18 protein-coding genes are annotated in these 18964 nt (G+C 68.0%); 8 read left to right on the top strand and 10 right to left on the bottom strand.

The genetic code is table 11. The features are described 5' to 3' along the window. The 6 genes from AC1Q7Q_RS24050 to AC1Q7Q_RS24075 all read right to left on the bottom strand — a co-directional run. Positions 1–532 (bottom strand): solute carrier family 23 protein (locus AC1Q7Q_RS24050; RefSeq protein WP_492387225.1); only part of this gene is annotated, 532 nt, incomplete at its 3' end. Between the two features lie 128 nt (positions 533–660). Next, a complete protein-coding gene (locus AC1Q7Q_RS24055) occupies positions 661–1677 on the bottom strand; it encodes an aromatic ring-hydroxylating dioxygenase subunit alpha (protein WP_043344279.1) in 1017 nt (338 codons plus the stop codon). A gap of 74 nt (positions 1678–1751) precedes the next feature. Continuing rightward, positions 1752–3020: an NAD(P)/FAD-dependent oxidoreductase gene (locus AC1Q7Q_RS24060; RefSeq protein ID WP_492375824.1), complete on the bottom strand. Its 1269-nt coding sequence runs from the start codon at positions 3018–3020 to the stop codon at positions 1752–1754. Between the two features lie 3 nt (positions 3021–3023). Beyond that, complete coding sequence (locus tag AC1Q7Q_RS24065; protein ID WP_043344276.1) at positions 3024–3200, bottom strand: rubredoxin; 177 nt, start codon at positions 3198–3200, stop codon at positions 3024–3026. 60 nt (positions 3201–3260) lie between these two features. After that, positions 3261–5534 carry a xanthine dehydrogenase family protein molybdopterin-binding subunit gene (locus AC1Q7Q_RS24070; RefSeq protein WP_492375825.1) on the bottom strand — a complete coding sequence of 758 codons (2274 nt, stop codon included), beginning with the start codon at positions 5532–5534 and terminating at the stop codon, positions 3261–3263. Further along, the gene (locus AC1Q7Q_RS24075) at positions 5531–6004 is read right to left on the bottom strand and encodes a (2Fe-2S)-binding protein (RefSeq protein WP_150988391.1); all 474 of its coding nucleotides are present in this window, start codon (positions 6002–6004) and stop codon (positions 5531–5533) included. Before AC1Q7Q_RS24075 ends, AC1Q7Q_RS24070 begins: the two co-directional genes overlap by 4 nt. A gap of 169 nt (positions 6005–6173) precedes the next feature. Between AC1Q7Q_RS24075 and AC1Q7Q_RS24080 the strand changes: the two genes are divergently transcribed. From AC1Q7Q_RS24080 to AC1Q7Q_RS24105, 6 genes are all read left to right on the top strand, one after another. Beyond that, the gene (locus AC1Q7Q_RS24080; RefSeq protein WP_492375826.1) at positions 6174–7091 is read left to right on the top strand and encodes a LysR substrate-binding domain-containing protein; all 918 of its coding nucleotides are present in this window, start codon (positions 6174–6176) and stop codon (positions 7089–7091) included. Between the two features lie 124 nt (positions 7092–7215). Next, the gene (locus tag AC1Q7Q_RS24085) at positions 7216–8340 is read left to right on the top strand and encodes an AI-2E family transporter (RefSeq protein ID WP_492375827.1); all 1125 of its coding nucleotides are present in this window, start codon (positions 7216–7218) and stop codon (positions 8338–8340) included. Next, positions 8337–9002, top strand: a complete 666-nt coding sequence (locus AC1Q7Q_RS24090) for a paraquat-inducible protein A (protein WP_492375828.1) — start codon at positions 8337–8339, stop codon at positions 9000–9002. The genes AC1Q7Q_RS24085 and AC1Q7Q_RS24090 overlap by 4 nt, the downstream gene beginning before the upstream one ends. Continuing rightward, positions 8999–9733: a paraquat-inducible protein A gene (locus AC1Q7Q_RS24095; protein WP_492375829.1), complete on the top strand. Its 735-nt coding sequence runs from the start codon at positions 8999–9001 to the stop codon at positions 9731–9733. The genes AC1Q7Q_RS24090 and AC1Q7Q_RS24095 overlap by 4 nt, the downstream gene beginning before the upstream one ends. After that, a complete protein-coding gene (locus tag AC1Q7Q_RS24100; protein ID WP_492375830.1) occupies positions 9726–11357 on the top strand; it encodes a PqiB family protein in 1632 nt (543 codons plus the stop codon). Before AC1Q7Q_RS24095 ends, AC1Q7Q_RS24100 begins: the two co-directional genes overlap by 8 nt. Next, a complete protein-coding gene (locus AC1Q7Q_RS24105; RefSeq protein ID WP_492375831.1) occupies positions 11357–12010 on the top strand; it encodes a PqiC family protein in 654 nt (217 codons plus the stop codon). Before AC1Q7Q_RS24100 ends, AC1Q7Q_RS24105 begins: the two co-directional genes overlap by 1 nt. A 47-nt stretch (positions 12011–12057) precedes the next feature. Here AC1Q7Q_RS24105 and AC1Q7Q_RS24110 read toward each other — a convergent pair whose 3' ends face one another. The 4 genes from AC1Q7Q_RS24110 to AC1Q7Q_RS24125 form a co-directional block, all read right to left on the bottom strand. Next, entirely contained in the window at positions 12058–12606 is a 549-nt protein-coding gene (locus AC1Q7Q_RS24110) for a nucleoside 2-deoxyribosyltransferase (protein WP_492375832.1), read from the bottom strand. Between the two features lie 158 nt (positions 12607–12764). After that, the gene (locus tag AC1Q7Q_RS24115) at positions 12765–12959 is read right to left on the bottom strand and encodes a DUF1059 domain-containing protein (RefSeq protein WP_006160277.1); all 195 of its coding nucleotides are present in this window, start codon (positions 12957–12959) and stop codon (positions 12765–12767) included. A 114-nt stretch (positions 12960–13073) separates the two neighbouring features. Further along, positions 13074–14015: a 2-hydroxyacid dehydrogenase gene (locus AC1Q7Q_RS24120; protein WP_492375833.1), complete on the bottom strand. Its 942-nt coding sequence runs from the start codon at positions 14013–14015 to the stop codon at positions 13074–13076. 94 nt (positions 14016–14109) lie between these two features. Beyond that, entirely contained in the window at positions 14110–15177 is a 1068-nt protein-coding gene (locus AC1Q7Q_RS24125; protein ID WP_492375834.1) for a LacI family DNA-binding transcriptional regulator, read from the bottom strand. Positions 15178–15434: 257 nt separating this feature from the next. Here AC1Q7Q_RS24125 and araD point away from each other — a divergent pair, with 257 nt between their 5' ends. Both araD and AC1Q7Q_RS24135 read left to right on the top strand, forming a co-directional pair. Further along, positions 15435–17201: an L-arabinonate dehydratase gene (araD, locus tag AC1Q7Q_RS24130; protein ID WP_492375835.1), complete on the top strand. Its 1767-nt coding sequence runs from the start codon at positions 15435–15437 to the stop codon at positions 17199–17201. 73 nt (positions 17202–17274) lie between these two features. Further along, positions 17275–18258 (top strand): tripartite tricarboxylate transporter substrate binding protein, encoded by a 984-nt coding sequence (locus AC1Q7Q_RS24135; RefSeq protein WP_416047749.1) that lies wholly within the window; start codon positions 17275–17277, stop codon positions 18256–18258. The last annotated feature ends 706 nt before the right edge of the window (positions 18259–18964 follow it).

Below are 18964 nucleotides of genomic sequence, written 5' to 3' on the forward strand. Positions count from 1 at the left end.
CCCCCCCCCCCCCCCCCCCCCCCCCCCCCCCCCCGCGCCCACCGCCCACCCAGTTCACGCCGACCGGAAACAGCGACAGCCCCACCACCATCACGATGGACCCGCCAACGATGGGCGGAAAAAAGCGCAGCAGCTTGCCGAACACCGGCGCCAGCAGCATGGTGATGACGCCGCCCGCCATCACCGCACCGATGACAGCCGGCAAGCCAAGCGCAGGATTGGTGGCGATGACGAGGATCGGCGGGATGGCGCTGAAGGCCACGCCCTGCATCACCGGCATGCGTACGCCGAAGCGCCAGAAGCCCGCGGCCTGCAGGATGGTGGCGATGCCACAGGTGAAGAGGTCGGCATTGATCAGGACCGCCACCGCCTCCTTCGGCAGCTTGAGCGCGCTGGCGATGATCATCGGCACCGCAATGGCACCGACATACATCACCAGCACGTGCTGGAAGCCCAGCATCACCAGCGGCCCGGGAGCGGGCACCTGGTCAACTGCGGCCGGCCTGTCGCCGGCCAGATCTTGCGTGTTCATGGGGTTGTCTCCTCTTGTGCCGTTACGTGCGATGACGCGACATCTCTGGGAATACGGGCGCGCAAAAAAAAGAGAGCCCCGGAACCTGGCTAGCGCCCAGCAGGCGCCGGGGCAAGATCAAGCAAGCATTACAGGTGCACCTCCTTCTCGCCATGCGCCTGCAGCAGCGCCATCAGCTTCTTGCGCATCACCAGCCCGGGCTTGTCGGACGGCATGTGGAACTCCATGCGCCGCGTGGTATCGATGGGCGCGTCGTAATCCGTGGCCTCCAGGATCTCCTTGTCCTCGCGCGTGACCGCATGGTCGAACTTGACCAGTTCCTCGGCGGGGGCCTGCTGCTCCGTGTCGTTGCGGTATAGCCACTGGACCATCATCGTGCTCTTGTCGTCGATGGGCGTGGCGCAGTTGACGATGGTGTGCACCAGGCCATTCGGATAGGTGCAGCCGAAGCGGCGCGAGAACGGCATGTACCAGTTGTCGTGCAGGTGGCGGATGGTCTCCGGCTCCTTGCTGCCGGTGAGCAGCCAGCTATCGGGCGGGTTCATGATCGGCACCGAGCGGCGCGATTCGAACCCCCACGCGTTCTCGATGATCTCGATGTCTGCTGGCTTCGGGCTGGCGAACTTGCCGAAGGTGTTCTTGTGCACGAAGCTGAAATGCGCGTTGTCGAACGAGTTCTCCATGAAGCGCAGGCCGCTGCATGCCCAGCGCTCGTAGAACTGCGGGATGCGGCGCAGCGAAGGATCGTTGCCTTCGGGGATATCCGGGATGTCGGTCAGCGGGTCTTCCAGCGCCACCCACACGTAGCCGTAGCGCAGCTTGCAGTGGTAGTTCGCCACGCGTGCGTTGGCGGGGATCATGTTCTGCGGCATCTGCGGAATGCGCACGCACTTGCCGCTGCAGTCGTAGGACCAGCCGTGATAGCCGCAGCACAGCAGGCCGTCCGAATCCACATAGCCCTTGGAGAGCTTGGCGGTGCGGTGGCAGCAGCGGTCGCGCACGGCTGCGGGCGTGCCATCGGCGCCGCGCCAGATCACGATGTCCTCGCCCAGCAGCGTGAACGGCTGCGGGCCAAGGTCGAGCCTGGACTCGGGAATGACCGCGTACCAGAAGCGCCGCAGGACCGGTTGTTGAGTGACAAGCATTGGGAAGTCTCCTCTCGTATTGTCGAGTGTGGGTTGTGCAGGCGTGCGGGAGTGCCGTTCGTTGTGTTCCTGTTTCAGGCCGGTGCGGCCGATGCGGCTGGTGCGGCTGGTGCGGCTGGTGCGGCTGGTGCGGCTTGCACCGGCAGCCAGTCGCTGATCTGTTTGGCAAGCACGCCCTTCTCGGCCACGGCCTTGCCCAGCAGCGCGAATCCGGTCAGGGCGCCTTGCGTATCGCGGAACAACGCGCGCAGGCCCGCGCCGGCTTCCCCGGCCACCGCCTGGGACTCGATCTCCCAGTTGCCCGCGCCGGCCAACGCGGGCGACACCACGGTCGGCAGCACGGGCGTTTTCACCACCACCGGCATGGCGGAGTAGCTCAGCGGCGTAGGCGTGCCGGCCAACGTGCGGGCCAGTGCGCGCGCAGCCTGCATCAGCGGCATCACGTAAGGCAGCACCAGGCCGTCGACCTCGGCGCAGTCGCCCAGCGCGTAGACCGCCGGTGCGCTGGTGCGCAGCAGGCGGTCCACCACGATGCCGCGCGCGGTGGCAATGCCGCCGTCCTGCGCCAGCGCCACGCGCGGCAACAGCCCGGTGGCGGACAGCACCACGTCGGCGGCGATCTGCGCGCCGCTGGCCAGTTGCACCGCGAGCCCGCCATCACGGCGATGCACCGCGACCGGCATCTCGCCAAGGTGCAGCCGCACGCCGAGGCCGCGCAGCGCGCCGGCCATCAGAGCGCCCGCCTCGCCCGGCAGCAGCCGGCCGAGCGGCCATGCGGCGGGATCAACCAGCTCGACGTCGAAGCCACCCGCGTGCAGGTCATTGGCGAACTCGCAGCCGATCAGGCCGGCGCCGAGGATGGCCACGCGCCTCTTGCCTTGCAGCGAGGCGTGAAAGCGCGTGTAGTCGGCAAGATCGTTGACGGTCTGCACGGCATCGGCACCATCGCCTTGCAAGCCTGGCGCACGCGCGTGCGCGCCGAGCGCCAGCACCAGTTGCCCGTAGCGCAGCGGTTGCCCGTCGACCAGCACGGTGCCGGTGGCGGTATCGATGTCCGAAGCATCGGCATGCGTCATCACGCGCGCGTTGAGCTGCGCAGCCATCTGCTGCGCGCTGGCGATGGCCAGTGCGACGGGTGCCTTGTTGCCGGCCAGCGCATTGGACAGCATCGGCTTGGAGTACGACTCGCCGCCATCGCGCGTGACGATGACCAGCGGCGTCGCGCTGTCGAGCTTGCGGAACTCGCGCGCCAGCGTGTAGCCGGCCAGGCCGGTACCGAGGATGACCAGCGGCAGCGCTTGCTGCGATTTCGCGATGATGGCGTCGTTGGCGTCGTTCGTCATGGCTCAGGCCACCACTTCCATCTCGAACTCGGCCTTGCTCACGCCGCAGTCCGGGCAAAGCCATTCGTCGGGGATATCCTCCCAGCGCGTGCCGGCGGGAAAACCGTGTTCGGGCATGCCGAGCGCTTCGTCGTATTCAAAGCCGCATACCATGCATTTCCATTTCGTCGCTGTCGTCATTGCGAGTCCTTTCGTCGGGTTCGGGTTGTTCCGTGCTTGCGTGCCGGTCGGACGGCTGGCCTACGCCAGCGCAAATGGCGTGGCGCGCAAGCGCTTGCCGGTGGCCGCAAAGATGGCGTTGCCGATCGCCGGCACCACCGGCGGGTTGGACAGCTCGCCAACGCCGCCGGGCTGCCTGCCGGAGGGCGGCATCACCACGATCTCCAGCGCCGGGGCGTCGCTCATGCGCACCACCGGGTAGTCGTGGAAGTTGCTTTGCTTCACGCCGCCGTTCTCGATATGCACCGCGTTCATCAACGCGGTGGACACGCCCCAGTAGATGCCGCCAGCCAGTTGCTGGCGCACCGAGCTGGGATCGACGGCAAGCCCGCAGTCCACCACGCAGGTGATCTTGTGCACGGTGATGGCGCCGTTCCTGACGCTGACATCGGCCACGATGGCGATATAGCTCTTGTAGCCTTCGTAGGTGGCCACGCCCAGGCCACGGCCAATGCCGCCCTTGCCCGGCTTCGCGCCGGCTTTCCAGCCCGCCAGCGCGGCGGCGCGGTCGAGCACCGCCACATGCTCGGGCTTGCCTTGCAGCAGCTTCCTGCGCAACGCCACCGGGTCCTGCGTGCTGGCATGCGCGGCTTCGTCGATCAGGCTTTCGATGGCGAAGATATTCGGCACGTAGCTCACCGCGCGCCACCACCACACCGGGAAGCCCGGCTCGTGGCGCACCCAGGCGAGGTCGAGCGCGGACACCTGGTAGTAGAAATCGTCGCGCATGCCCTCGGTGCAGCTCGGGTCGACCGGCACCTTGGCCAGGAAGCCGGGATCGTCGGGCTCCTTGATCGACGGCACCACTGCGCGCAAGCTGAAGGCCTGCACATTGCCGGCCGCGTCCAGCGCGGCGCGCGCCTTGTGCACGCTGGCGCTCTGGTAATAGAACGCATGCATGTCGTCTTCGCGGCTGTAGAGCAGCTTGACGGCGCGGCCCATGCGCTTGGCGATATAGGTCGCTTCCAGGATGATGTGCAGCCCTTCGCGGGCGCCGAAGCTGCCGCCGGCTTCGGTCAGATGGATCTTCACTTTGTCGCGCGAGATGCCGGCAATGGTCTCGGCCGCCTGCGCGCAGCGCGAGGGCACCTGCACGCCGCCCCAGTACTCCACCGCGTCCGGCCGCACCCACGCCACGATGCTGAGCGGCTCCATCTGCGCATGCGCCTTGTAGGGCATGGTGTAGACCGCTTCCACCACCTTGGCGGCGCCCTGGAAGGCGGCATCGGCATCGCCCTTGACCTTGGACTTCTTGCCAGGCTCGTCCACGCGCGCGGCCATGGCGCGGATGGCGGCCTCGGCGCTGAAGTCCTGCATTGCGCTTTCACCCCACGCCACCTTGAGCGCCTGGCGCGCGCGCTGCGCGGCCCAGAAATGATCGGCCACGATGGCCACGCCGGGCTGGCTGGCGCCGTTGATGGGGCGCGCGGCCGGCGCGTCGGGGCGGAAATGCGCGATCGTTTCCGGGATCTCGGTGGCGAACACATCGCGCACGCCGGGCAACGCCTTGACCTCGGCGGCGTTGAACGACACCACCCGCGCGTTGACCACCGGCGCGTGCACCACGATGGCGGTCAGCATGTCCGGCAGCTTGACGTCGATGGCGTAGCACGCGCGGCCGGTGAGCTTGTCGGCCACGCGGTAGCTGCTGCGCTCCTTGCCGATCAGCACGAACTCGTCTGGCCGCTTGAGCGTGACCTCGGCCGGCACCGGCAGGCGTGCCGCGCCTTCGGCCAGCTCGCCGTAGGTGAGGCGCTGTCCGCTGGCCACGTGGATCACGGCGCCTGCGGCCGTCTTGCAGGCCGCCGGCTCCACCGCCCAACGCCGCGCCGCCTGCGCTACCAGCATGGCGCGCGCGGTGGCGCCCGCGCGGCGCAGCGTGTTCCACTCCAGCGGCACGCTGGTGCTGCCGCCGGTCGCGTGCATGCCCCACAGCGGATGCAGGTAGGCCTTGGCGAGCGGATCGTCGGGCTGGATCACCTGCACGGTGGCCCAGTCGGCATCCAGCTCCTCGGCCAGCATCAGGCCCAGCGCATTCTTCACGCCGGTGCCGCTGTCGTACTTGTGCACCACCAGCAGCACGCGGTTGTCAGGGGTGACGCGCACCCAGGCATTGGGGGCGAAGTTGCCGGCCGCGCTGTCGGTGATGGGCGCGGCGGCCGCGTTGCGGATGAGCTGGCCGCCGCTGCCGATCTCCAGCAGCAGACCGCCGGCGAGCGCCGCGCCGGCTTGCAGGAAGCGGCGGCGCCCGCCGTTGGCCGGGGTGGCATCGATCAGGTTGAGCTCGCGCTTCATGCTGGCTTGCCTCCACGCAGTTCGGCGGCGGCGCGATGGATCGCGCGGCGGATGCGGTCGTAGGTACCGCAGCGGCAGATGTTGCCGGCCATGGCGGCGTCGATATCGCTGTCGGTGGGGTTGCGCTTGCTGGCCAGCAGCGCGGCGGCCGACATCAGCTGGCCGGACTGGCAGTAGCCGCATTGCGGCACGTCTTCGGCTTGCCAGGCTTTCTGCACCGCGTGCAGCGCATCGGGCTGGCCCAAACCCTCGATGGTGGTGACCCGCTTGCCGGCCACGGTGGAGACCGGCGTCTGGCAGGCGCGCACCGGGGCGCCATCCACATGCACCGTGCAGGCGCCGCACAGGCCCATGCCGCAGCCGTACTTGGTACCGGTGAGATCGAGCTCGTCGCGCAGCACCCACAGCAAGGGGGTGTCGCCGGGAGCTTGCACGGCGCGCAGGGCGCCGTTGACTTTGATGGGGGTCATGGTTCTTTCTCCTTGCTCCGCCGTTTGTCACTGCTTGGCGCTGCATATCACTGCTTGGCGCTGCTGATTGCTGTCTTTGGGGGCTGGCGGGCCGTGTTGAAGCAAAGACTAGCTGCGCCAAATCCATATGTGAAATATGATTTGAGAATCTTTTCCATACGATATTCATATGGATATCCGCCAACTCCGCTATTTCATCGCCGTCGCCGAGGAGGGCAACTTCAGCCGTGCCGCCGAGCGCCTGCATATTTCCCAGCCGCCGCTGAGCCAGCAGATCAAGTCGCTGGAGGCGTCTCTTGGGGTCATCCTGTTCGAGCGCGGCCGCCTGGGCGCGCGCCTGACCCGGGCGGGCGAGGCGCTGCTGACGCGGGCGCGCGACATCGTGGCCGACCTGGACTCGACCCGGAAAATGGTGCTGCGCGTGGCCGACGGGCTGGAGGGCTACCTGCGCATCGGCATCATCAATTCCGTGATGTACGGCCCCCTGCCCCGCACCATGCGGCTGTTCCAGGAGCGCAACCCGGCGGTGGAGTGGACCCTGCACGAGATGCTCCCCGACCAGCAGGGCGAGGCGCTGGTGCGTGGCCAGATCGACGTGGGCTTTGCCTCCAGCGCTACCGGGCGGGAGGAACTGCGGTCGATCCGCGTCTATCCGCAGCCACTGATGGCCGCGTTGCCGGCAAGCCATCCACTGGCGGCAAGCGGCCGGATCCGGCTGAAGGCGCTGGCGGCGGAACCATTTGTGCTGCTTAATACCCAAAGCCCAGTGATCCGCAGCTTGCTGGCCGCCTGCGTGCGCAATGGCTTCCACCCGCGCGTGCTGCACGAGTCGGTGGATCCGCAGACGGTGCTGAGCCTGGTGGGCGCCGGCGTGGGGGTGAGCGCGCTGCCGCGCTCGCTGTCGGGCGCGCCGCGGGAGGACGTCGCCTTCCTCACGCTGGACGAACCGGGGCTGGCCGCCGACCTTTATGCCACCGTGCGGCGCGACCACGGCCTGCCCGCGCTGGACCGCTTTCTCACGCTGCTGGAAGATGTCACCGAGGTATGGCATCGTGAGACGTTCGGGGAAGGCCTGCGCAGCACATAGCGCGCCCGGCGTCCCGCAATGCAACATTGCAGCCCCCGCGATGCCGCCCGCCTCCGGCGGGCTACGGGTTTTCCTATATATTGTCGCCGTTCACGTCACACCGGCAGTCCAGGAGAAGCACCCGATGAATTCCGGCCAACTGATTGAAAAACTCGCCGCCATCTTTGCGCTGATCGTGCTGATCGGCGGCTCGCTGCTGGTGCTCGCGCCCTTTACCACCGCGCTCTTGTGGGGCGCCATCCTCGCCTTCAGCTCGTGGTACCCCTATACGGTGCTGTCGCGCTGGATGGGCAACCGGCGCAGCCTGGCGGCCCTGATCTGCGTGCTGCTGGCCGCGGTCATCGTGCTCGGCCCCTTTGTCTATGCTGGCGCCAGCATCTCCGCGCACATCGACGAGCTGTCCGGCCTGGTCGACCAGTTCTTCGATCACGGCGCGCCCGCGCTACCCGGGTGGCTGACCGGCCTGCCCTATGTGGGCGACTACCTGCAAAGCTCCTGGGACAAGGTGATCCATGCCGACTCGGAGATGGTCGCCAACCTGCGCAAGCTGATCGCGCCCGTGGGCCATGTGGTACTGGGCGCCGGGCTGTCGATCGGCGCCGGGCTGGGCCAGCTGGCGCTGTCGATCGTGCTGGCGTTCTTCTTCTATACCGGCGGCGAGTTCGCGGTGGCGTGGCTGCGCGCTGGCATGCGCCGCATTGCCGGCGAGCGCGCCGACCACCTGCTGGCGCTGGCCGGCAACACCGTCAAGGGCGTGGTCTACGGCGTGCTGGGCACCGCCTTCGTGCAGGCCTTGCTGGCCGGCATCGGCTTCTGGATCGCCGGCGTGCCCGGCGCCGCCATACTCGGCTTCATCACCTTCTTCCTGTCCGTGATCCCGGTCGGCCCGCCGCTGGTGTGGATTCCCGCCGCGCTCTGGCTTTACCACACCGGCTCGCTCGGCTGGGCCATCTTCATGGTGGTGTGGGGCGTGGGCGTGGTCAGCATGGCCGACAACGTCATCAAGCCGCTCCTCATCAGCAAGGGCACCGACATGCCGCTGATCTGGGTCATGCTGGGCGTGTTCGGCGGCGCGCTGGCCTTCGGCTTTCTCGGCGTGTTTATCGGCCCGACGCTGCTGGCGGTGGCCTACGCGCTGCTGCGCGACTGGACCATCGGCTCGCAGCACCTGGCTGACCCGCCGCCCGCGCTGGCGCAAGGCAAGCCCATCACCACCGCCGAGGACGTGGCGGGTTCCGGCAAGGCATGAGCGAAACCAGCCGTCCCGAACCGCAGCCATTGGCACCACCGCCCACCCAGGCCGAGCTGGCCCGGATGGTGGCCTGCGAGTACTGCGATGCGGTCTACCAGCGCGCCGAGCTGGAGCCGGGCGAGCGCGCGCTGTGCCTGCGCTGCGGCGGCCAGCTCTACCGCGATAGCGCGCGGGCCTATGCACGGCTGCTGCCGCTGGTCATTGCCGCGCTGATCCTGTTCCTGGTGTCCAACGCCTATCCCATCGTCGAGATGGATCTCAAGGGCGTGCGCACCGAAACCACGCTATGGGGCGCGGTGCTGGCGCTCTACGCGGACAACATGACGCTGGTGGCCGTGCTGGTGTTCGCCACCACCATCCTGTTTCCCTTGTCCGAGATGCTGATGATGCTTTACCTGCTGGTGCCGATGGCGCGCCACCGGATGCCGCCGGGCTTCGAGCGCATCGTGCGCGGCATCCAGCAAACCCGGCCGTGGGGCATGATCGAAGTCTTCATGATTGGCGTGCTGGTCACGCTGGTCAAGCTCTCGACCATGGCGCAGGTACTGCCGGGCGTGGCGCTGTGGTCGTTCGCCGCGCTGGTGATCGTGCTGGCCGCGATGCTGTCGTTCGATCCGCGCGATCTGTGGCAGCACCTGGACGAGGAGCCGCCCCGATGAGCGCCCCAACCCCCAAGGCCCCGGTGGGCGCCGCCGCGCTGGCGCGCTCGCGCCGCCTGGCCGCCAATGTGGTGGCGGAGCTGACCGACGACGACGAAACCAGGCCGCTGCCGCAGGTGCCTACCGCGACGTCGATGGGCCTGGTCTCCTGCCACGCCTGCGACGCGCTCAGCCCGCTCGCGATGCAAGGCGAGCCCTGCCCGCGCTGCGGCGCCACGCTGCATCACCGCAAGCCGAACAGCCTCGCGCGCACCTGGGCGTTCCTGTTGTCCGCCCTCATCCTTTATATTCCCGCCAACCTGCTGCCGGTCATGGTGACGCAGTCCATCCTGGGCACGCAGCGCGACACCATCTTCTCCGGCGTGGTCTACCTATGGTTGTCGGGCTCCAACATGCTGGCCATCGTGGTGCTGATCGCCAGCATCGTGGTGCCCCTGCTGAAGATGATCATCCTCGCGCTGCTGCTGCTGTCCGTGCATTTCCGCTCGCGCTGGCGAATTCGCCAGCAGACCAGGCTGTACGGGCTGGTGGAAATCATCGGCCGCTGGTCGATGCTGGATATTTTCGTGGTGGCGCTGCTGGCTTCGCTGGTGCGGGCCGGGGCACTGGCCACCATCATCCCGGGCGCCGGCGCCATGGCGTTCGGCTCCGTGGTGGTGCTCACCATGCTGGCTTCACTCAGTTTCGACCCGCGCCTGCTGTGGGATTCGATGGATACAAACGATGCCTGACCTAGACCAGTCCCCTCCCTCTCCTTCCTCGCAGCCACCGGCGCCGGAGCGCCGCCGCCGGGCGCGCTGGCTGCCCTCGCTGGTCTGGCTGATCCCGATCGTGGCGGCGGTGGTTGGCCTGTCGCTGCTGATCCACACGCTCACCGAGCGCGGCCCCGAGATCACGGTTACGTTCCGCACCGCCGAGGGCCTGGTCCCGGGCAAGACGCCGGTACGCTACAAGGACGTGGACATCGGCCTGGTCAAGTCCGTGCGGCTGGCCGGCGACCACTCGCACGTGATCGCCAAGATCGACCTGACCCAGGATGCGGCGAGCTTCTCCACCAAGGACACACGCTTCTGGGTGGTGCGCCCGCGCTTTGCCACCAGTGGCATCTCCGGGCTGAGCACCCTGCTGTCAGGCGCCTATATCGGCGTTGACGCCGGCAAGTCGGAGGAGCGCGTGCGCGACTTCACCGGGCTGGAAGTGCCGCCCGCCGTCACCACCGATGCCTCCGGCAAGCAGTTCTTGCTGCGCGCCACCGATCTCGGCTCGCTCGACATCGGCTCGCCGGTCTACTACCGCCGCGTACAGGTCGGCCAGGTGGTGGCTTACCAGCTGGAGCCCAACGGGCGCGACCTGTCGCTGCGCGTGTTCGTCAACAAGCCCTACGACAAGCTGGTCACGGCCGACTCGCGCTTCTGGCACGCCAGCGGCGTGGACATCAAGCTCGATGCCGGTGGCTTCAAGCTCAACACCCAATCGCTGGTGACGGTGCTGCTCGGCGGCGTGGCCTTCCAGGCCCCGGATGACTCCAAGGCGACGGATGCCGCTAACGAGAACACCCAGTTCCTGCTGGCCAGCGACCAGACCGAGGCGATGAAGGAGCCGGAAGAAATTGCGCCTTCTCTCGCCGTGCTGAACTTCGACCAGTCCGTGCGCGGGCTCTCGCCCGGCGCTCCGGTGGATTTCCGCGGCGTGGTCGTGGGTCAGGTGCGCTCGATCGGCATCGAGTACCAGGTCGAGAAGAAGGCGTTCCGCCTGCCCGTGGTGGTGGAACTGTACCCCTCGCGCATGGGCTTCCGGGCGCGTGACGTGGAGGACGTCAACCGCGCCCGCAATATCGTCCAGACGCTGATCAAGCGCGGCATGCGCGCGCAGTTGCGCACCGGCAACCTGCTGACCGGCCAGCTCTATGTCGCGCTGGATTTCTTCCCCAAGGCGCCACCGGCCAACGTCAACCTGGATGGCGCCATGCCTGAACTGGCCACCACGCCGGGCGCGTTCGACGAGCTGCAGGCCAAGCTGGGCGATATCGTCAACAAGATCGACAAGGTGCCGTTCGAGCAGATCGGCCAGGACCTGCGCACGTCGATAGCCACGCTCAACACCATGATGACCAGCGCCGACAAACTGGTCGCCCAGCTCAACGGCGACGTTGCGCCCCAGGTGCTGGCCGCGCTGCAGGACGCGCGCAAGACGTTGAGCGCGGCCAACGGCACGCTCGCCTCGGATGCCCCGCTGCAGCAAGACACGCGCCGCATGATGCAGGAGCTCACGCGCACCGCGGTGTCGCTGCGCACGCTGACCGAATACCTGGAACGCCACCCTGAAGCGCTGGTGCGCGGCAAGCCGGAGAAATGATGATGACCCGCATAGAGATGACCCGCCACCGCCTGTTGCTGCCCCTCGCGCTCGGCGCCGCGCTGCTGGCGGGCTGCGCCTCGCCCGATCCGCGCTACTACACGCTGGCCCAGGGTCCCGCTGCCGCTACGGCTACCGGCGCCGAAGGACAGGCCGCCGCGCCAGCGCGGGCGCCGCAGGCGCAGCCGGTGTGGATCGAGGTTGCGCCGGTGCGCGTGCCTGAACGCCTCAACCGGCCACAGCTGGTGGTGCGTGACGGCAAGGATGGCAACGAGCTCAAGCTGCTGGACCTGTCGCGCTGGTCCGCGCCGCTGCCGGACGAGCTGCGCGACGCGCTGTCGCAGCAACTGCAGGCCAGGCTAGGTGCGGTCGACACCTACCAGCAAGGCTTGTCGGAAGTGGAGCCCGTGTTCCGCATCACCACCGAAGTGGTGCGGCTGGATGCTGACGTGGGCCAGCGCGCTGGCGCCATCATCAACTGGACCGTGCGCCGCCTGCCCGACGGCAAGGTCAAGGCCGGCCGCACGCAGGCCGAACTGGCCGCGCCGGGCGCGGTGGACGGCGTGGTGGCGGCTTACCGCCAGATCGTGGCAAGCACCGCGGACGATATCGCGGCGGGCGTGGAAACACTGCGCAGAGGCACGGCGAAATAGCGAAGAAGTAGCGGCGCGGCGGGATGCAGGTCCCGCCCGCGCCGGAATCAATCCTCCGCCGGCGCCGGCGCGCCCCGGCAACTGCGCCGCCGCTCCGACTCGGCCATGGCCGCCAGGCAGGCCTCGGCGTCTCCCGCCACCAGCTTGGCCGAGCAGGCCAGCATCAGGTTCTTGCTCAGGCCGAAGTCCTCCACCACGAAGCCACGCGCATCGAGCCGTTCGCCCTTGCCGTGCGTTTCATCGGCGGCAACGGCCACGCGGTCCAGCAACGTGCCGCGGTCGCTGCTGTAGCCCCATACCGGCTTTTGCAGCGCGATCGCGAATCCCACCTCGAATGCCGTGCCCGAGTCCGGCTCGCCCGGCCCGCGGAAATCGTCCAGGTTGGCCATCACCATGTCGGCGCGGCGCAGCAGGTTGATGTTCGCCTCGTAGATCCAGCGCGCGGTGTCGGGGCCGCAAAGGCCGGCCGGGGCGGCTTTGTCGAGGGGATAGAGGCCAAGGAAGCCGTAATGGGCGCAGCGGGCCTTGAGGGCCTCGCCGTAGGCGATGGCGTCTTTGCGAAATACGTCGAAGCCGGCGAGATAGATGGTTTTCATTGAGCGTGGCGGGGTGGCGGACGTTGACGCCAGTGAGAATAGCGCATGTGTTTGACGTGATGGCTACAGCGTCCACTTCAAACCCAACGTCAACCTGAACCTGAACGGCAGGTCGCCGCCCTCGCCAGGCGGCGGCCTGCGTTCCTGCGTTCCCGTGCTCACGCGGGCGGCGAGCCATCCTTGAATGCGCCCTTGAGCATCTGCCGCAGTTCGGGGCCATCCTGGTGCTGGTGCACCTGCACCGCATGCTGGACCGCGACTTCGAGCAGTTCGTCTTCGGTGTCGGCGCTCAATGCCACCGTGCACTTCGACTCGCTCGGAAACTCGCGGCAATCGATATATTTGCGTCCCATCATTGCCTCCTGACGCGCGAGGGTGAGATGGCGCCGCCGGGGCGGCGGGCGCCTGATCCACCGCCTGATCCAGTATAGGACCGGCGCCGTGCGCGGGCGAGGCCTGCCAGCGCGTCAGAGTACCGGCGTGATCACCTTGCCGGTGCCAAGGAACGCATCGAGGTTGTCGAACACCAGCCCGGCCATGGCCGCGCGGGTTTCATGCGTGCCGCTGGCCACGTGCGGAGCCAGTACCGCGTTGTCCAGCGCGAACAGCGCCTCGGGCACTTCCGGCTCGGCGCGGAACACGTCCAGCCCGGCGCCGCCGAGGCGGCCGTCGCGCAGGGCCGCCACCAGCGCGTCTTCGTCCACCACGCTGCCGCGCGACACATTGACCAGGATGCCCTTGGGGCCCAGCGCCTCGATGATGTCGGCCGATACCAGCCCTTCGGTCTCGGGGCCGCCCACGCAGGTTACGGCCAGGAAATCCGCCCAGCCGGCCAGCGCCTTCAGGTCAGGCTCGTGGCGCCACGGCGCGCCGGCGCGCGCCCGGCGGTTGTGGTACGCGATATCCATGCCGAAGCCGGTGGCGCGCTGCGCCACTTTCTCGCCGATGCGACCCAGGCCCAGGATGCCGAGCTTCTTGCCGGAGACGCGGGTGGTCAGCGGGAAGTTGTCCTTGCCCCACTTGCCGGCGCGCACGAAGCGGTCGCCATGGGCGATGCCGCGGGCGGCGTCGAGCAGCAGGCCGAAAGCGAGGTCAGCCACGCAGTCGTTGAGCACGTCGGGCGTGTTGCTGACCTGGATGCCGCGCGCGCGGGCCGCGTCCAGCGCGATCGAGTCATAGCCGACCCCAAAGCTCACGATGGCTGCGAGCCTGGGCATGGCCGCGATGGCCTCGGCGGTAATGCCGTGGCGCGCCGATGTCACCGCCACGCGCGCCTGCTGCGCGTGCTCGCGCAGCCACGCCAGCGGCTCGGGCTGCTCCCACAGCGGCACGGCCTGGTACTGCTCGCGCAGGCGGGAATTGATCTGCGGCGCGAGCGGGCCGATCTGGATGAGCGTGGCTTGGGACATGGATGCGAGGCGAGGGGAAAAATGCAACGTTGGATGGTAGCGCAATCATAACGCGTCCGGAGCCGCGCCGCAGGGCAGCGCCCAGGCTCGGGAGTCAGGCGCTCTCGCGCTGGATGACATCGAACCCCAGGTCGATGATGCGCTCCCCCACTTCGCGCCCGTCGATGCGGGCCAGCAGGCACTCGGCAGCGGTGCGGCCAATGGCCGGGCCGTCGATGCGCACGGTCGACAACGCCGGGTAGGTATGTGCGGCAAAGTTGAGATCGCCAAAGCCCATCACCGCGAGCTGCTCCGGCACCTTCAGCCCGCGCGCGCAGGCTTCCGAGAGCGCGCCCTGCGCCAGCGTGTCCGAGCTGCAGAACACCACGTCCGGCTGCGCGCCGCCGTCGAGCAGCCGCGCCAGCCCCTCGCGGCCAAGCCCCAGGCTGGACGGCGCGGGCACGATGCTGCTCGGCACTTCCGTGATGCCGTGGCGGCCGAACGCGTCGAGAAAGCCCAGGCGGCGCGACTCAGCGCGCTGGTCGCTGGCCGACAGGATGGCCGGCTTGCGATAGCCGCGCGCATGCAGGAACTCGGCCACTGTCTGGCCCACCTTCTCGTGAGAGAAACCCACCAGCATGTCGATCGGCGTGGGCGTGATGTCCCAGGTTTCCACCACCGGCACGCGCGCGGCCAGCAGTCGCCGGCGCGTGTCGGCGGTGTGCGCGATGCCGGTCAGCACGATGCCGTCGGGGCGGCGCGAAAGGATGGCGGCCAGCAGGTCCTGCTCGCGCGTGGCGGCATAGCCGGACAAGCCCAGCATCATCTGGTAGCCCGCTTGCGAGAAGCGATCGGTCAGCGCCTGGATCGTGTCCGCAAAGATCGAGTTGGCGATGGTCGGCACGATGGCCGCGATCAGCCGGCTGCGCCGCGAGGCCAGGCCGCCGGCCAGCAAGTTGGGCACGTAGCCGGTGCGCTGGATGGCCTCCTGCACGCGCGCCACGGTGCCCGCCGAGACCAGCCCGGGCTGGTTGACCACGCGCGACACGGTGATCGGCGAGACGCCCGCGATCTTGGCCACGTCAGCCAGCGTGACGCTGCCGGTGGCGCGGCCGGCAGGGGCTGGCGTGGGCGCGGAACGAGGGGCGGTGCGAGGAGCGGTCGGCTTACGGGATGAGGCCATGAATGTGGTGAAGGAAGCGGAAAAAGCCGGCTGGGCGCAGGGCCGGCATGGGCGCCATGATAGCGCCCGCGCCGCGCCGCGGGCCGCGATGCGGGAGTGCGCGACGGGTTAACCCCGAGCACGCATGCGTTGTGGGCGACAAATGACAGCGCTATCATCTGCTGTCTTCGGCGCTGGAGAAGCAGGACGGCCGCCCGCCGGGGCCAGACAAGAAAAGCAGACGTCGCCACGACGCTACCGATCAGAGGAGACAGCCCATGCCCACGAACCCCGCCGGCAAGAAGCCGCAAGACCGGCCCCGCAAGCAGCCCGAGGAACTGCGCAGCCACCGCTGGTACGGCGCCAACGACCTGCGCGCCTTCGGCCACCGCTCGCGCACCGCGCAGATGGGCTACAGCCGCGCCGACTACGCCGGCAAGCCGGTTGTCGCCATCATCAACACCTGGAGCGACATCAACCCCTGCCACAGCCACTTCCGCCAGCGCGCCGAAGAGGTCAAGCGCGGCATCTGGCAGGCGGGCGGATTCCCGGTGGAAATGCCGGCAATGAGCCTGTCCGAGCCGTTCCAGAAGCCCACCACCATGCTCTACCGCAACTTGCTGGCGATGGAGACGGAGGAACTGCTGCGCTCCTACCCTGCCGATGGCTGCGTGCTGCTGGGCGGCTGCGACAAGACCACGCCTGCCCTGCTGATGGGTGCGCTGGCGATGGACCTGCCCACCCTCTTCGTGCCGGCCGGGCCGATGCTGCGCGGCAACTGGAACGGCGTGACGCTGGGCTCCGGCTCGGATACGTGGAAGTACTGGGCCGAGCTGCGCGCCGGCAATATCACCGAGCAGGACTGGCAGGGCATCGAAGACGGCATCGCGCGCTCGCCGGGGCATTGCATGACGATGGGCACGGCATCGACCATGACGGCCGTGGTGGAGGCCATCGGCATGTGCCTGTCCGGCGCCTCGTCGATCCCCGCGCCGGATTCGCGCCATGCGCAAATGGCCTCGCTGTCTGGCCGGCGCATCGTCGAGATGGTGTGGCAGGACCTGAAGCCATCGGAGATCGTCACGCCTGCCGCCATCGACAACGGCGTGCGCACCGCGCTGGCGCTGTCCGGCTCCACCAACGCCATCGTCCACCTGATCGCACTGGCGCGCCGCGCCGGCCATGCGCTATCGCTGGATCGCTACGACGAACTGGCACGCAGCACGCCGGTGCTGGCCAATATCCGTCCGTCGGGCCAGTACCTGATGGAAGACTTCTACTACGCCGGCGGCCTGCGCGCGATGCTCGCGCAGATGGGCGACCTGCTCGATACCGGCACGCTCACCGTCGATGGCCGCACGCTGGGAGAGAACCTGGCAGGCGCCCGCGTGTTCAACGACGACGTGATCCGCCCGCGCGACAAGCCGCTGGTAGCCAGCGACGGGCTGGCCGTGCTGCGCGGCAACCTCGCCCCGGACGGCGCCGTGATCAAGCCCCCGGCCGCGCAGCAGGACCTGCTGCGCCACACAGGGCGCGCCGTGGTGTTCCGCGACTACAACGACATGGCCGCCCGCATCGACGACCCGGCGCTGGACATCGATGCCACCTGCGTGATCGTGCTGCAGAACGCCGGCCCGCAAGGCGCACCCGGCATGCCGGAATGGGGCCAGTTGCCGATTCCGCAGAAGCTGCTCAAGCAAGGCGTGCGCGACATGGTGCGCATCTCGGATGCACGCATGAGCGGCACCAGCTACGGCGCGTGCGTGCTGCACGTGGCACCGGAATCGTATGTGGGCGGCCCGCTCGCCTTCGTGCGCGACGGCGACCTGATCGAGCTGGACGTGCCGGCCCGCAAGCTCAACCTGCTGATCAGCGACGACGAGATGGCGCGCCGCCGCGCCGCCTGGGTCGCGCCCGTGCCCAAGTTCGAGCGCGGCTACGGCAAGCTCTACCTGCGCCACGTCAGCCAGGCGGACAAGGGCTGCGACTTTGATTTCCTGGAACCGGTCGATGCCCCGGAGGACGGCGAGCCGGAGATCCACTAGCGCTTAACTAGCGTCCCACCATCGCCCCGCCATCGCTTCACCACCCCAATAAGAACCGAGGAGACCCCACCCCATGAAACGCCAAGCCCTTGCGCTGCTGGCCGCCGCGGCGACCCTGGCTGCCGCCGCCCTCCCGCTGAGCGCATCCGCCCAGGCCAGCTGGCCCAGCAAGCCCATCACCTACGTGGTGCCGTTCCCGCCCGGGGGCACCACCGACACCCTGGCGCGCCTGATCGGCCAGCGCCTGGGCCAGGCGCTCGGCACCACCGTGGTGGTGGAGAACCGCCCCGGCGCCGGCGGCAATATCGGCTCCGACTACGCCTCCAAGGCCGCGCCAGATGGCTACACCATCCTCGGCGGCACCATCAGCTCGCACGCGATCAATGCCAGCCTGTACCCGAAGATGCCGTACGACGTGGTCAAGTCCTTCGCCCCCATCACGCTGATCGGCACCAATGCCAATGTGCTGGTAGTCAGCGCCGGCAGCCCGTTCAAGACGGTGAAGGACATCGTGGCCGAAGCCAAGGCCAAGCCGGATACGCTCGCCTTCGCATCCGCCGGCAACGGCACCTCGCAGCACCTGGCCGGTGAGTTGTTCAAGAGCCTGGCCGGCATCAAGATCACACACATTCCCTACAAGGGCAGCGGCCCGGCGATCCAGGACGTGATGGCGGGGCAGGTGCCGATGATGTTCGACACGACCGTGGTGGCCGCCCAGCATATCGACTCGGGCAAGCTGCGGGCGCTGGCCGTGACTTCCGCCAGGCGCATCAAGAGCATGCCGAATGTGCCGACGATGGCCGAAGCCGGCGTCAGTGGCTACGAGCTGGAATCCTGGCAAGCGATCTTTGCGCCGGCAAATACGCCCAAGCCGATCGTGGACCGCTTGTACAAGGAGATCTCAGCGATCATCAAGACGCCGGATATGCAGGCGCGGCTGGAGAAGCTGGGCATGGAGCCGTCGGGGATGTCGCCCGGGGAGTTTGCGGAGTTCCAGCGCAGCGAGATCGTGAAGTGGGCGAAGGTGGTTAAGGCTGCGGATATCAGGATTGATTGAACTGGTAGCGGAGTGGCCCGCTGACGCGGGGGTGTCGCTTGTGGGCGGGGTTTTACGGCTTCTAGCTGCTGGCGCGGCTGTACGGTGTTGGCTGTTTTAGAACGTGTGAGATGTCACTTCTCTTTACTCGTAAAGAGAAGTAACCAAGAGAAAGCGATCCTTGCAGGAGGCTGGCTTATTGGGATTGCGCAGCCCGGTGGTTTCGCCGTCAGGCCCCGGGTGCTAATGGCCTCGTGCCGTTACCGGTTTGAGTGGCCACGATCCTGCGGATGGCGCTGGTTTCGTGGTGAGGCTGCTCGGTAGCGGCATCCCTGCGCATTCATCCATCTGCCGGTACCGGTGCAAAGTTTCACGATATATCACGCCGTGATGGTTTCGTGGTGGGGTGGGCGCGGTGGTGAATCCCTCAGAACTGTTCCGGCGGTGCCACCGCGCCCACGACGGAAACGGGACGCTTGCAACTTCGTGGCCGGTCACCCCGCGAGCGACAGACGGCTTGAAGTTCGTGGTGGCCGCTACCGGGGGGACCACCACGAAACCCTGGGCATTGGCTGGGTCGTGGTGCTCTGAACCGGTAACGGCACGAGGCCATTAGCACCCGGGGCCGTACGACGAAACCATTGGGATCCCCAATGACGCCACGCCAGCCTCCTGCAAGGATCGCTTTCTTTTGGTTACTTTTCTTTACGAGTAAAGAAAAGTGACA

It is taken from the genome of Cupriavidus sp. GW823-FHT07A04, from assembly GCF_058794615.1.